At 72.5% G+C, this 13,253-nt stretch carries 11 protein-coding genes and 2 tRNA genes; 4 read left to right on the top strand and 9 right to left on the bottom strand.

All coding sequences use genetic code 11. From position 1 onward, the window contains the following. Positions 1-42: 42 nt before the first annotated feature. From ACIQOW_RS00230 to ACIQOW_RS00220, 3 genes are all read right to left on the bottom strand, one after another. Positions 43-663, bottom strand: a complete 621-nt coding sequence (locus tag ACIQOW_RS00230; protein ID WP_401079741.1) for an ATP-dependent Clp protease proteolytic subunit — start codon at positions 661-663, stop codon at positions 43-45. 269 nt (positions 664-932) lie between these two features. Beyond that, positions 933-2,321, bottom strand: a complete 1,389-nt coding sequence (tig, locus tag ACIQOW_RS00225) for a trigger factor (protein WP_401077852.1) — start codon at positions 2,319-2,321, stop codon at positions 933-935. Between the two features lie 305 nt (positions 2,322-2,626). After that, positions 2,627-2,700, bottom strand: a tRNA-Pro gene (locus ACIQOW_RS00220). A 183-nt stretch (positions 2,701-2,883) separates the two neighbouring features. Between ACIQOW_RS00220 and ACIQOW_RS00215 the strand changes: the two genes are divergently transcribed. Beyond that, a tRNA-Gly gene (locus tag ACIQOW_RS00215) sits at positions 2,884-2,954 on the top strand. A gap of 74 nt (positions 2,955-3,028) precedes the next feature. Here the strand turns inward: ACIQOW_RS00215 and ACIQOW_RS00210 are convergent. Beyond that, positions 3,029-3,592: a hypothetical protein gene (locus ACIQOW_RS00210; protein ID WP_401077849.1), complete on the bottom strand. Its 564-nt coding sequence runs from the start codon at positions 3,590-3,592 to the stop codon at positions 3,029-3,031. A 189-nt stretch (positions 3,593-3,781) separates the two neighbouring features. On the opposite strand from ACIQOW_RS00210, the gene ACIQOW_RS00205 reads away from it, so the two are divergent. After that, on the top strand, positions 3,782-4,573 hold the full coding sequence (locus tag ACIQOW_RS00205; RefSeq protein WP_401077846.1) for a DUF6348 family protein: 792 nt from the start codon (positions 3,782-3,784) through the stop codon (positions 4,571-4,573). A 33-nt stretch (positions 4,574-4,606) separates the two neighbouring features. Here the strand turns inward: ACIQOW_RS00205 and ACIQOW_RS00200 are convergent, their stop codons facing one another. From ACIQOW_RS00200 to ACIQOW_RS00185, 4 genes are all read right to left on the bottom strand, one after another. Continuing rightward, on the bottom strand, positions 4,607-4,804 hold the full coding sequence (locus ACIQOW_RS00200) for a hypothetical protein (RefSeq protein WP_188296581.1): 198 nt from the start codon (positions 4,802-4,804) through the stop codon (positions 4,607-4,609). Between the two features lie 487 nt (positions 4,805-5,291). Next, positions 5,292-6,518 carry a PP2C family protein-serine/threonine phosphatase gene (locus ACIQOW_RS00195; RefSeq protein WP_401077842.1) on the bottom strand — a complete coding sequence of 409 codons (1,227 nt, stop codon included), beginning with the start codon at positions 6,516-6,518 and terminating at the stop codon, positions 5,292-5,294. A 332-nt stretch (positions 6,519-6,850) separates the two neighbouring features. Further along, positions 6,851-7,336: a ribose-5-phosphate isomerase gene (locus ACIQOW_RS00190; RefSeq protein WP_188296583.1), complete on the bottom strand. Its 486-nt coding sequence runs from the start codon at positions 7,334-7,336 to the stop codon at positions 6,851-6,853. 49 nt (positions 7,337-7,385) lie between these two features. Continuing rightward, positions 7,386-7,985, bottom strand: coding sequence for a biotin transporter BioY (locus ACIQOW_RS00185; RefSeq protein WP_401077839.1), 600 nt, complete (start codon positions 7,983-7,985; stop codon positions 7,386-7,388). Between the two features lie 266 nt (positions 7,986-8,251). Here ACIQOW_RS00185 and ACIQOW_RS00180 point away from each other — a divergent pair, with 266 nt between their 5' ends. Continuing rightward, positions 8,252-9,670 carry an amino acid permease gene (locus ACIQOW_RS00180; RefSeq protein WP_401077837.1) on the top strand — a complete coding sequence of 473 codons (1,419 nt, stop codon included), beginning with the start codon at positions 8,252-8,254 and terminating at the stop codon, positions 9,668-9,670. A 94-nt stretch (positions 9,671-9,764) separates the two neighbouring features. On the opposite strand, the gene ACIQOW_RS00175 is transcribed toward ACIQOW_RS00180, so the two are convergent. Beyond that, positions 9,765-10,394, bottom strand: coding sequence for a DsbA family protein (locus ACIQOW_RS00175; RefSeq protein WP_401077834.1), 630 nt, complete (start codon positions 10,392-10,394; stop codon positions 9,765-9,767). 230 nt (positions 10,395-10,624) lie between these two features. Between ACIQOW_RS00175 and pepN the strand changes: the two genes are divergently transcribed. Beyond that, on the top strand, positions 10,625-13,252 hold the full coding sequence (gene pepN / locus ACIQOW_RS00170; RefSeq protein ID WP_401077832.1) for an aminopeptidase N: 2,628 nt from the start codon (positions 10,625-10,627) through the stop codon (positions 13,250-13,252). Position 13,253: the final 1 nt, after the last annotated feature.

Genomic DNA, 13,253 nt, shown 5'->3' with positions numbered 1-13,253 from the left:
TGTCCTCCGGGGCGTTGGGGCTGTGGTCTGGCGGGCCGGGGCTCAGGCAGCGCCCGTGCCGCCGCCGCCGGGGACGTCCGCGGCGCTGTGCATGATCGCGTCGATGAGGCCGTACTCCAGGGCCTCCTCCGGGGTGAACCAGCGGTCGCGGTCCGAGTCCCTGGTGATCTGCTCGAAGGACTGGCCGCTGTGGTGGGCGATCAGCTCGGACATCCGCTTCTTGGTACGGAGCAGCTGCTCGGCCTGGATCCGGATGTCGGTGGCGGAGCCGCCCAGGCCCGCGGAGGGCTGGTGCATCAGGATGTTGGCGTTCGGCAGCGAGAAGCGCTTGCCCTTGGCGCCCGCGGTCAGCAGGAACTGGCCCATCGAGGCGGCCATGCCCATCGCGATGGTGACGACGTCGTTCTTGATGTACTGCATGGTGTCGTAGATCGCCATGCCCGCGGAGATCGAGCCACCCGGAGAGTTGATGTAAAGGAAGATGTCCTTGTCCGGGTCCGCGGCCAGCAGGAGCAGCTGGGCGGTGATCTTGTTGGCGATGTCGTCGTCGACCTGCTGGCCGAGGAAGATGATCCGCTCGTTGAGCAGCCGGTTGTAGACCTGGTCGCCAAGACCGCCGAGCACGTCACCAGCGGCGGCGTGCGGCGCCATCGGGCCAGGCATCTGCATCTGCGGGAACGTCACTTAGCCACCTGCTCAGTCGATTTGGAGGGCCGTTCCGCGGCTCTCACGATGTCGCACAGCTTCCGGGTATCACGTCGTGATTGGTGCTGTCCAAGGACCCTAACGCGCAGGCCGGGCCGCAGAATCCCTCACGCAGAACTGTTCGCTGTGAGCGCAGGGTCGCGGCGGGCCCGGAGGGGACGACAGCGGGCCCGGACACCGTACGGCGTCCGGGCCCGCTGGGTTGCCTCAGGGGGCTACCGGGGCACTCAGGCCTCGGTCTTCTCCTCGGCGGCCTCGTCGGCGGCGGCCTCGACGGTCTCGCCCGTCTCGTCCTCGTCGTCGAAGCTGACCTCGTTGCCCTCGGTGTCGACGACCTTGGCGGCCTCGACCACGGTGGCCAGCGCCTTGCCGCGGGCGACCTCGCCGACCAGCAGCGGAACCTGGCCGCCCTGGACGACCTGCTGGGCGAACTGGTCCGGGGTGAGGCCCGAGCCGGCGGCGCGGCGGATGAGGTGCTCGGTGAGCTCCTCCTGGTTCACACCCAGCTCCTCGTTCGCGACGATCTGGTCCAGGACGAACTGGGTCTTGATGCCCTTCTTCGCCTGCTCCTCGATCTCCGCGTCCCACTCCTCGTGGGTCTTGCCCTGGGTCTCCAGGTAGGCGTCGATGGTGAGGCCCATCGGCTGGAGCTGGTGGTGCTCCACGTTGTGCTTGCGGGTCTCGACCTCGTCCTTGAGAAGCTTCTCGGGGTACTCGATCTCAACCAGCGTGAGCAGCGCGTCCAGGACCTTCTCCTGGGCCTGGGTGGCCTGGTCGTACTCCTTCATGCGCTCGAGGCGCTTGCGGGAGTCGGCGCGCAGGTCCTCCAGGGAGTCGAACTCGCTGGCCAGCTGGGCGAACTCGTCGTCCAGCTCCGGCAGCTCCTTCTCCTGGACGGCGGTGACGGTGACGGTGACCTCGGAGGTCTTGCCCGCCTGGGTGCCACCCTTGAGCTCGGTCTCGAAGGTCTTCTCGTCGCCGGCCGACAGGCCGAGAACGGCCTCGTCGATGCCGTCGATCAGACGGCCCGAGCCGATCTCGTAGCTGACGCCGTTGGCGGTGCCGTCCTCCGGCACCTCGCCGTCGACCTTGGCAACCAGGTCCACGACGACGATGTCGCCTTCGGCGGCCGCGCGCTCGACGTCCTTGACCGAGGAGAAGCGCTCGCGCAGCTGCTCCAGCGACTTCTCGATGTCCTCGTCGGAGACCGCGATCGGGTCGACGGTCACCTCGATGGAGGAGAACTCCGGCAGGGTGACCTCCGGACGGACGTCCACCTCGGCGGTGAACTTCAGGTCACCGCCGTCGGCGATCTTCTCGACACCCTCGATGTTGGTGATGTCGGGCTGGCCGAGGACCTCGATCTTGACCTCGTCGACGGCCTGCGTGTAGAAGCGCGGCAGGGCGTCGTTGACGGCCTCCTCCAGCACGGCACCACGGCCGAAGCGCTGGTCGATGACCCGGTTCGGGATCTTGCCCTTGCGGAAGCCCGGGACCGAGACCTGCTGGTTGATCTTCTTGTACGCCGCGTCGAGGCTGGGCTTGAGCTCCTCGAAGGGCACCTCGACGGTGAGTCGAACCCGGGTCGGGTTCAGAGTCTCGACGGCGCTCTTCACGGTTAGGTCTCCTAGGGGCTTGCGGTCAGGTTGTCTCCGCCCGTCCCCATCGCCCGGCCGGAGCCGGAAGGGGGGTCGGACGAGACGGGCGATGGGCGGTTGGAGCTGCATCTCCCGTGGGGTGGACGGTGAGCTTGACTCCTCGCCCTCGTGCGGTTGACCTGGGTTGACGCCACAGGGACTACCGCCAGCGCTCCATCCTACCGGTACCACCAAAGGCGGACGCCAGGCGCCACCGTACCGCCATGACGGGGCTCCCACACAGAACAGGGCCCCGCCCCGGTGGGCGAGACCCTGCCGCACTGTCGGGGTGACCGGATTCGAACCGACGGCCTTCCGCTCCCAAAGCGGACGCGCTACCAAACTGCGCCACACCCCGTGGTGCCGAGAGGAAGCGTACACGCCGGGCCTGCACGGCTCGCCGCCAGTTTCCGCGCGGGCGCGACCGCGACATACACCGCGCGGGCGCGCAGGGGGTGTGCGGGATCCGGGGTGCGCTCCGGCGGTCGGACCAGGTAGGCTGTCCCCCGAACTTCCGGCCGGTGACGGCTGGGAGCGTCGTGCGGGCGTAGCTCAATGGTAGAGCCCTAGTCTTCCAAACTAGTCACGCGAGTTCGATTCTCGTCGCCCGCTCTTCGGTCCGGCCCCGGTGTGCCCAGCGCACCGGGGCCGTCGACGTTTCCGGGGCCGCCGGCGACTGCGCACCCTCAGAGGCCGAGCCGGGCGGCCCGGGCGGCGGCCCGGTCCAGCAGCTGGTGGATGTCGCCCTCCCGGGTGGTCGGGCGGTCGTTGAACTCGTCCGGGGAGCGCGCCGGGCGGCCGGTGGCGTGCAGCACCTCCATCAGCTGGACCCTGGCGGTGCGGACGGTGGCCGGGGTGCCGTAGCCGTGGGCCAGGACGGCGGCCTGCGCGCCGAGCAGGCAGACCCGGCCGGCCTCGTCCCACATCGCGCCCTGGAGCCAGCCGTACGCCCCGATGTAGCGGGAGGCGAGCCCGAGGTGGCCGGCCGCGGTGACCGGGACGGGGCGGGCGGGCCGGCCCAGCGCCCGGTCGAGCAGGGTGACCCGGGGCGCCGGGTGGTCGGCGTGCCAGGGCCGCGGGGTGCTGCCGTACGGGCAGACGTACGGCGCCGGGGTGCGCGCGGGGGCGGGCAGCGAGGCGAGGTAGGCCTCGATCTCGGCGACCAGGCCGGTGCCGGCGGGGCCGTGCCCGAGCGGGGTCGGGGCGGGGGCGAGGAGGGCGGGCGGGGTCGGGGCGGTGCTGCGGGGCATGCGGGTCTCCGGGCGGACGGCCTTCAGGTTCCGCTGCCCAAAGTGGGGCATACACGACATTTCCGCGACCGGAGGACCGTGCTGTCCGACTGGTTTCCCGGCGGGCTGTCGGGCCGATAGCCTCGGCGGCGTTCGAGCGCAGTTCGAGCGCGACCTCAGCCGCCGCGCTCCCCAGATGGAGGAGTCCCGGTGGGTCCGCAGGAGCGACTGGCCGTCATACAGCGCTGCGTGGTCCTGGAGATGGCGCGCCTCGGCCAGGTCTTCCACCCGGACGGCGAGGTGGTCCGCGGCCCCGGAACCACGGCGGTGGCGGTGCGCGAGCACCCCGGGGACGACGGCGCCGGGCACGTGGACCTCGGCTTCGTGCTGCACCTGGGCCGGGCGGACGCCCCGGTGGTGTGGGACTGCGCGGCCGGCCTCGGCAAGACCGAGGAGGAGAAGCTCGCCAACGCCGTGCGGATGTGGGCGACCACCACCGCCTCGGTGCTGGTCGAGCCGCCGGAGCGCCGCGAGGCGCGGGCCGGCCACGAGGACCTGCCCGGGCTCCCCGGTTGGCACGCGGTGCAGGGGCCGGCCGCGGTGTTCGGCTTCGGCAACGAGCACCTGGCGCGCTGGCTGGCCGGGCACCGGGTGCTGCCGGCCCTGGCGCCCGCGCTGCGCGCGGAGTTGACCGGGCCGGGCCCGGTGGGCGTCAAGCTCTTCCTGGGCGGGAAGGCGGGGGACGACGTCGCCGAGGTCAGGGTGGGCGGCGAGGTGTCGGAGGCGGCGTCGGCGGCGCTGCGCGCGCTGGACTGGCCCCGGGGCGAACGACTGTGCTGGGCACGCCTGTTCGTCCTGTTGACGACCGAGCCGACGGCACCGGAGCAGGCCGCGGCGGCGGGCGCCGGGGCACCCGCGCCGACGCGTGTCCCGCCCCCGGCGGCGGCACGCCCCCGGGGACTGTTCGCTCGCTGGCGGGAAGCCAGACGGACCGGCCGGTGACCCCCTCGGCGGGGGCACGGACGGCCCGCCCGGTCAGCCGCCGGTGATGCTGGAGATGCTGTGCGCGAGGTTGGACAGCAGGGAGTTGATGGAACCGGCGACGGTGGTCTCGTGCAGCATGAAGCCGAACAGGGCGGCGACGATGCCGTGCGCGATCTTCAGCTGCTTGTTGCGGATGAAGATGATGCACAGGATCGCGAACAGGACCAGAGCGGAGACGGAGAGTGCCACCCGGACTCACTTCCTCGTTTTCATAGCGGGGTGCCGCCGCCCGGCGGCACCTGCGAAAGCCGGACCCCGGCCTGTCCGACGGTCCCGAGGCGGAATCGCGGACCGTCCGGCACACCAGCCGGTGAGGGAGCCCACGGTCGACCGCTGTCTGTCGTGCCGCACGTGACGCCCCCCATCCCCCGAATCCTGAACAGTCCCGCCCGGACTCAGTGTGGTCGACCGTGCCGATTGCGTAAAGGTCTGACAGTCAGCCCAACGCCGATATCCTGCGATGCGAGACGAGTTTCCGCCGACCGGGACGATAGCGGAGCCGTCCTGACGAATCGTCGGCGGGGCGTGCTGAGCGGCCGGGAAGCGGTCGGGGGCGGGTAACGGAAGCCACTGGTCCGGTCAGTCGACGGGGCATCCGATTTGGCTGAAGATCAGCTGCCAGGCTTGACAGTTGCGGCTGCCTGCGGCATGTGCCCCCGAACCGGGCCGGCGGGCGTCAGTCGCGCCAGAGCAGCAGCACCGCCCGGTCGTCGTTGATGTCCCTGGCGACCGTCTCGATCAGTCCGGCCGCGGCGCCCACTCCGGTGCCGGGGCCACCGCCGGGGACCAGCCGGTCCGCCTCCCCCATCAGCCGGTCCATGCCCTCCGCGAGGTCCCGGCCCGGCGCCTCGACCATGCCGTCGGTGCACAGCATCAGCACGTCGCCCCGGTTCAGCCGGCCGCGCACGCCCTCGAACTTGGCGCCGTCGTAGATCCCGAGCAGCGGGCCCTCGGCCTCCTTGACCTCCCAGCGCCCCTCCCCCGCCAGCCGCTGCATGCCCGGCAGGTGGCCGGCCGAGAGCAGCTCGTACTCGCCGGTGTCCAGGTCCAGCACCAGGTGGACGGCGGTGGCGAAGCCCTCCTCCCAGGACTGGCGCAGCAGGTAGCCGTTGGCGGCGGGCAGGAAGTCGTGCGCGGGCAGCGAGCCGACCAGGCCGCCGAAGGCCCCGGAGAGCAGCAGGGCCCGTGAGCCGGCGTCCATGCCCTTGCCGGAGACGTCCGCGAGGACCACCTCCAGCAGCCGCCGGCCGGGGCCGGTGCGGGCGGCGACCACGAAGTCCCCGGAGAAGGACTGGCCGCCGGCCGGGCGCAGCGCCATGTCCGCGTGCCAGCCGTCCGGCAGTTCGGGCACCCGGCTCTGCACCCGCAGCCGCTCGCGCAGGTCGAACAGCATGGTGGAGCCGCCCCACCAGGGCACGCCGACCCTGGCCCGGAACTGGGCGAGCAGCAGGCCGCCCACCCCGGCGGCGCCGACCACCAGGGCCGCGCCCGGGGTCACGCCGTAGGTGTAGGCCTCGGGGTTGTCGCTGGCGACCCGCTGGCCGGTGTGGATCACGGACTCGGAGGAGAGGCCGAGCGCGGCCAGCGCGTAGAGCACCACCAGGCTGCCGGGGCGCAGCAGCAGGGCGCCGGCCAGGATCGGCAGGACCAGGGAGGTGGGCGGGGCCCAGCCGGGGATCCAGATGTTGAGCAGGATCAGCATCGGGACGAGCAGGGCGAGCGCGCAGAGCACCGGCCAGTCGGCGGCGCCGCCGCGGAAGTAGTCCACCCCGGCTGTGCGCAGCCTTCGGCGGACCCGGCGGACCCTCTTGCGCAACCGGGCCGTCACGGACTCGGACGCCGGGGCGGCGCCGGGCCTCGTCGCAGTCGTCTGGGGCGGTGTGCCCGGCGCTCTGCCAGCCATGGGGTCCGACCATATCCACGGGTACCGCCCGGCGTCGACGGGCCGGGGGCGGACAGCCGTGCCCGGGCGCGGGGCGTCCAGCGGGTTTCGGCCGATCGGCGCGGGTGCGGTCGTGCCGTCAGGAGGCGTACCCGGGTTGGGCGTACGCAGCGTGCGGTCGACGCGTGCGCCCCGCGCGCGGGGGTGTCCGGACGCCGGGGCCTGTGGCCGATCCCACAGGCGCGGGGCGGCTGTTCCGCGCCCTCCGCGCGGCGCGCCGGGGCCGCCCGGACACGACGGCGGCCGGTCGCACGGGGTGTGCGGCCGGCCGTCGGGGAGGGTGGGTGGCGGGATCAGCCCTGCGGGTGGTGGGCCGGGATCGGCGGGAGTTCGCCGGTGGTCTCGTACTCGCTCAGCATCTCGATCCGGCGGGTGTGCCGGGGCTCGCCGCTGTACGGGGTCTTGAGGAAGACCTCGACGAACTCGGTGGCCTCCTCCTGCGTGTGCATGCGGCCGCCGATGGAGATCACGTTGGCGTTGTTGTGCTGGCGGCCGAGCTCGGCGGTCTGCACGCTCCAGGCCAGCGCGGCCCGGACGCCCTTGACCTTGTTGGCGGCGATCGCCTCGCCGTTGCCCGAGCCGCCGATCACGATGCCCAGGGCGTCCTCGTCGGCGGCGGTGCGCTCGGCGGCCCGCAGGCAGAACGGCGGGTAGTCGTCCTCGGCGTCGTAGATGTGCGGCCCGCAGTCGACCGGCTCGTGGCCGGCCCCCTTCAGCCACTCGACGAGGTGGTTCTTCAGATCGAATCCGGCATGGTCGGAGCCCAGGTACACGCGCATGCGGATGAGTGTGGCATGCGCGTGCGCCCGGACTCCACAGGCGGCGCGCTCAGCGCCGGCCGAGCAGCTTCCAGGCCAGCGGCAGGGCGCCGGCCGCGAAGGCGGCCTTGAGGGCGTCGCCGACCAGGTACGGGTAGAGGCCGAGTTCGGCGGCGCGGGCGAGCGACACGTGCAGCGTCGCGGCCAGGTACGGGACGCCGACCGCGTAGACGGCGAGGCTGCCGAGGACCATGGTGACGGCGGTGTGGACCGGGGTGCGGTCGGCCCCGCGGCGGGCCAGCGCGCCGGTCAGGGCGGCGGCGAGGACGAAGCCGAGCACGTAGCCGAAGGAGGGCATCGCCCAGCCCGAGGTGCCCTCGGCGAACCAGGGCAGGCCCGCCATGCCGGCCAGCAGGTAGAGCGCGAGCGCGGCGACGCCGCGGCGGGCCCCGAGCGCGGTGCCGACCAGCAGGGCGGCGAAGGTCTGGCCGGTGACCGGCACCGGCGAGCCGGGGACGTTCACCGAGAGCTGGGCGGCCACGCCGGTCAGCGCGGCGCCGCCGGCCACCAGGGCCAGGTCGCGGGCCTGGGCGCCGAGGCGGGTGGAGGCGGCGGGCAGCAGGTCGGCGAGGACGGCGCGACGCGGTATCGGGGTGGTGGCAGTGGCCATCGGGGTTTCCTCCGGGAGGTCCAGGTGAGTGAACACCTGTGAACCTACGCGGTGATCCACTGCGCGAACGCCGCGGATTCAGACAAACCCCCACCCTCGGACGTTGTCGGAACCGGCCCGTCGCCACACTCGGTCACGATCTGGTCGCGATGGGTTCCGTTCCGGTCCGCATGGTGGTCCGGGGTCGGTCATTATTGGCATGGACAGGGGGGTCGCCGGATATTGGACAGCTCATGTCGCATTCCGCAAAGTCTGGATCCACCCCTATGGCCCCCACCTCCGCGCCTCCGGCGACCGGGACCCCCGACGACACGGCCGCAGAACCGGCGTCGGGTGGCCAGCAGCTCACCCACGGCCTGAAGCAGCGCCACCTGTCCATGATCGCCCTCGGCGGGGTGATCGGCGCGGGCCTCTTCGTGGGCTCCGGCGCCGGCATCGCGGCCGCCGGCCCGGCGATCATCCTGGCGTTCACGCTCTCCGGCCTCCTGGTCATGCTGATCATGCGGATGCTCGGAGAGATGTCCGCCGCCCGCCCCGCCTCCGGCTCGTTCTCGGTGCACGCCGAGAAGGAGATCGGCCCCTGGGCCGGGATCACGGCCGGCTGGATGTACTGGGTGATGCTCTGCTGCGGCGTCGCCGCCGAGGCCACCGCCGCCGGGAAGATCGTCAACGGCTGGGTGCCCGGCGTCTCCGCCTGGGTCTGGGTCGGCCTCTTCATGGTCTTCTTCTGCGTCAGCAACCTCACCGCGGTGAAGAACTTCGGCGAGTTCGAGTTCTGGTTCGCCGCGATCAAGATCGCCGCGATCATCGCCTTCCTGGTCCTCGGCGGGCTCGGCATCGCCGGCGTGATCGGCCCCGGCGCCCCCGGCACCGAGAACCTGACCGGCCACGGCGGCTTCCTGCCCACCGGCGTCAGCGGGCTGATCGTCGGCCTGCTCGCCTCGGTCTTCGCGTACGGCGGTCTGGAGACCGTGACCATCGCCGCCGCCGAGTCCGACGACCCCAAGAAGAACGTCGCCAACGCCGTGCGCACCGCGGTGTGGCGGATCGCGATCTTCTACATCGGCTCGATGGCCCTGGTCGTCACCCTGGTCTCCTGGAAGGACCCGGCGGTCGTCGCCGACGGCCCGTACGTCACCGTGCTGCGCCACCTCGGGGTGGCCGGCGCCGGGACGATCATGCAGGTGGTGGTGCTGGTCGCGCTGCTGTCCGCGATGAACGCCAACATCTACGGCGCCTCCCGGATGGCGTACTCGCTGGTCGGCCGCGGCCAGGGCCCCAGGGCGCTGGCCAAGGTCAGCGGCGGGGTGCCGCGCAGGGCCGTGCTGGCCTCCTGCCTGTTCGGCTTCGGCGCCGTGCTGGCCGCGAAGTTCTGGCCGGAGACGGTGTTCACCTGGCTGATGAACACCACCGGCGTGGCGATCCTGGTGGTCTGGCTGTTCATCTGCGTGGTCCAGCTGCGGATGCGCCGCCGGCTGGAGCACGAGGAGCCCGAGCTGCTCACCGTGAAGATGTGGGGCTACCCGTACCTGACCTGGATCGCGATGGCCGCCGTGGCGGGCATCCTGGCCCTGATGACCACCACCGAGGGCAACCGCCAGCAGCTGTACGCGGCCGGCGTGCTGGTCGCGCTGCTCACCGCCGCCGGGCTGCTCAAGCAGCGCCGGGACGCCGCGCCGCGCTGACCGTCCGGACGCACGGCAGGGTGAGGGCCCGGCACCTGAGGGTGCCGGGCCCTGCCGCGTCCGCGGGGCCGCTTCCGGGGGGCCGCTTCCGGGGCTACTCGAAGGACGGGCCGGCCGTGCGGGTGCGCTTGATCTCGTAGAAGCCCGGGGTGGAGGCCACCAGCAGGGTGCCGTCCCACAGGCGGGCCGCGGCCTCGCCCTTCGGGGCCGGGGTGACCACCGGGCCGAAGAACGCGACCCGCTCGCCGTCCGCGCCCTCGACCGCGATCACCGGGGTGCCGACGTCCTCGCCGACCAGGGTGATGCCCTCCTGGTGCGAGGCGCGCAGGGCCTCGTCGTACGCGTCCGTGCCGGCCGCGTCGGCCAGCTCGACGGGCAGGCCCGCGGCCACCAGGGCGGCCTCGATGGTCTCGCGGTTCTGCGGCAGGCCCTGGTTGTGGAAGCGCAGGCCCAGCTCGGTGTAGAGCCGGCCGAGCACCTCGGGCCCGTGCCGCTCGGCGGCGGCGGTGCAGACCCGCACCGCGGCCCAGGCGTTGTCCAGCAGCTCCCGGTAGCTCTCCGGCAGGTCCCGGTGCTCGTTGAGCACCGACAGGCTCATCACGTGCCAGCGCACGTCCACCGGACGCAGTCGCTGGACCTCGATCAGCCAGCGGGAGGTCATCCACGCCCAGGGGCAGGCCGGGTCGAACCAGAAGTCGGCGGTCTTGCGCTCAGCGGCAGTCACTGGGTGTCGTCCTTCATGAGGTGATCCGAGGCAGGAAGGTGTTCCGTCCCGGAACGCCAACGCCCGCCCGGGGCCGCTGATTCCGCTGATGACGCGGCGATCTGTGCAATGGTACTGACGGCGCGGGGCGTGAAAGGATGGCTCCGCGCGCGCGGAGCACACCCCCGCGCCGAGACCGCAGCACCACCACCCAGCGCACCACCGTGCGAGCCGGACAAAGGAGTACCGCCGTGCCGGGCAAGAACCTAAGCCGCGACGAGGCCCAGCAGCGCGCCAGCATCCTGGCTGTGGACGGCTACCGGGTCCGGCTGGACGTGACCTCGGCCCCGGACCGGACGGCCGCCACCTTCCGTTCCACCACCACCGTCACCTTCCGCTGCTCCCAGCCCGGTGCGGGCACCTTCCTCGACCTGCTCGCCCCCGCCGTCCGCGCGGTCACCCTCAACGGCCGCGCCCTCGACCCGGCCACCGCCTACGACGGCGCCCGGGTGCACGTCGACGGCCTGGCCGCCGAGAACGTGCTGACCGTCGAGGCGGACTGCGCCTACAGCCGCACCGGCGAGGGCCTGCACCGCTTCGTCGACCCGGTGGACGGCGAGACCTACCTCTACACCCACTACGAGCCGGCCGACGCCCGGCGGGTGTTCGCGAACTTCGAGCAGCCCGACCTGAAGGCCCCGTTCACCTTCACCGTGACCGCCCCGGCCGACTGGGACGTCCGGTCCAACGCCCCGCACGAGAGCGTCACCGGGCAGGACGCCGCCGGGCAGGACAGCGCCGGGCAGGACGCCGCGGGCAGCCGCACCTGGGAGTTCGCGCCGACCAGGCCGATCTCCACCTACCTCACCGCCGTCGTCGCCGGCCCGTACCACGTCGTCCGCGACCACTACAGCCGCGAGCTGGCCGACGGCAGCACGCTGGAGATCCCGCTCTCCGCGATGTGCCGCAAGTCGCTGGCCCCGTACTTCGACGCGGACGAGATCCTCGGCGTCACCAAGCTCGGACTCGACTTCTTCCACGAGGCGTTCGACTACCCGTACCCCTTCGGCAAGTACGACCAGGCCTTCGTCCCCGAGTACAACATCGGCGCGATGGAGAACCCCGGCTGCGTCACCTTCCGCGAGGAGTTCGTCTTCCGCTCGAAGGTCACCGACGCCGCGTACGAGGGCCGGGCCAACGTCATCCTGCACGAGATGGCGCACATGTGGTTCGGCGACCTGGTCACCATGCGCTGGTGGGACGACCTGTGGCTGAAGGAGTCCTTCGCCGACTTCATGGGCTCCTACGGCCTGATCGGCGCCCGCACCCGCTACTCCTCGGCCTGGGTCACCTTCGCCAACCAGCGCAAGGCCTGGGCGTACCGACAGGACCAGTTCCCCACCACCCACCCGATCACCGCGGACATCCGGGACCTGGAGGACGCCAAGCTCAACTTCGACGGCATCACCTACGCCAAGGGCGCCTCGGTCCTCAAGCAGCTGGTGGCGTACGTCGGTTCGGAGGCCTTCTTCGAGGGCGCCCGCCGCTACTTCAAGCGCCACGCCTTCGGGAACACCGAACTCGGCGACCTGCTGGAGGTGCTGGAGGAGACCAGCGGCCGCGACCTCAAGGCCTGGTCCGCCGCCTGGCTGGAGACCTCCGGGGTCAACGCGCTCACCCCGCAGGTCACCACCGACGCCGAGGGCCGGATCACCGAGCTGGCCGTGCTCCAGGACGCCGCGGACGATCCCGCGACTCCGTCGGGTGGCGTGCTGCGCCCGCACCGGATCGCGGTCGGCCTGTACGACCGGGACACCGACGGCGCCCTGGCGCGCACCCGCCGGATCGAACTGGACGTCACCGGCGCCAGGACCGTGGTCACCGAGGCCACCGGCCTCCCCCGCCCGGCGCTGGTGCTGCTCAACGACGACGACCTGACCTACTGCAAGATCCGCTTCGACGAGGAGTCGCTGGAGACCCTGCGCACCGGCCTCGGCGACATCCACGACGACCTGACGCGCGCCCTCGCCTGGTCCGCGGTCTGGAACCTCACCCGGGACGGCCTGATGCCGGCCCGCGACTACGTCGCCCTGGTGCTGCGCTTCGGCGGCCGGGAGGGCAACATCGGCGTGCTCCAGTCGCTGCACGCCCAGTCCAAGACCGCCGTCGACCTGTACGCCGACCCGGCCTGGCGCGGCGAGGGCGGCCGGCTGCTCGCCGACGGCGCCCTGCGCGAGCTGCGCGAGGCCGTCCCCGGCAGCGACCACCAGCTGGCCTGGGCCCGGTTCCTCGCCCAGACCGCGGGCGGCGCCGAGCACCTCGGCCTGGTCCGCGGCCTGCTGTCCGGCAGCGCCAGGATCGACGGCCTGGACGTCGACCAGGACCTGCGCTGGTCGCTCTGGCTGGCCCTGGCCGCGGCCGGCCAGGCCGCCGACGAGGAGCTCGCCGACGAGCTGGCCGCCGACAACACCGCGAGCGGCAAGCGGCACCACACCCAGTGCCTGGCCGCCCGGCCCACCGCGGAGGCCAAGGCCGCCGCCTGGTCGGCCGTGATCGACTCGGACGAGCTGCCGAGCGCCCTCGTCGAGGCCAACACCGGGGGCTTCTCGATCCCCTCCCAGCGCGACCTGACCTCCCTCTACGCGGCGCCGTACTTCAAGCTGCTGGAGCGGGTCTGGGCCGACCGGAGCATCGAGATCGCGATGCGGATCGTCGGCGGCTTCTTCCCGATCGCCCAGACCGACGGGCAGACCCTGGCCGAGGCCGACGCCTGGCTGTCCGGCCACCCGCAGGCCGCTCCGGCGCTGCGCCGCCTGGTGCTGGAGCGCCGGGACGACCTGGCCCGGGCGCTGCGGGCGCAGGCCTGCGACCGGGTCTGAC

Origin of the sequence: Kitasatospora sp. NPDC091335 (assembly GCF_044757205.1) — a bacterium.
Taxonomy (GTDB): Bacteria; Actinomycetota; Actinomycetes; order Streptomycetales; family Streptomycetaceae; genus Kitasatospora.
This window is presented reverse-complemented; position numbering and strand designations above follow the sequence as displayed.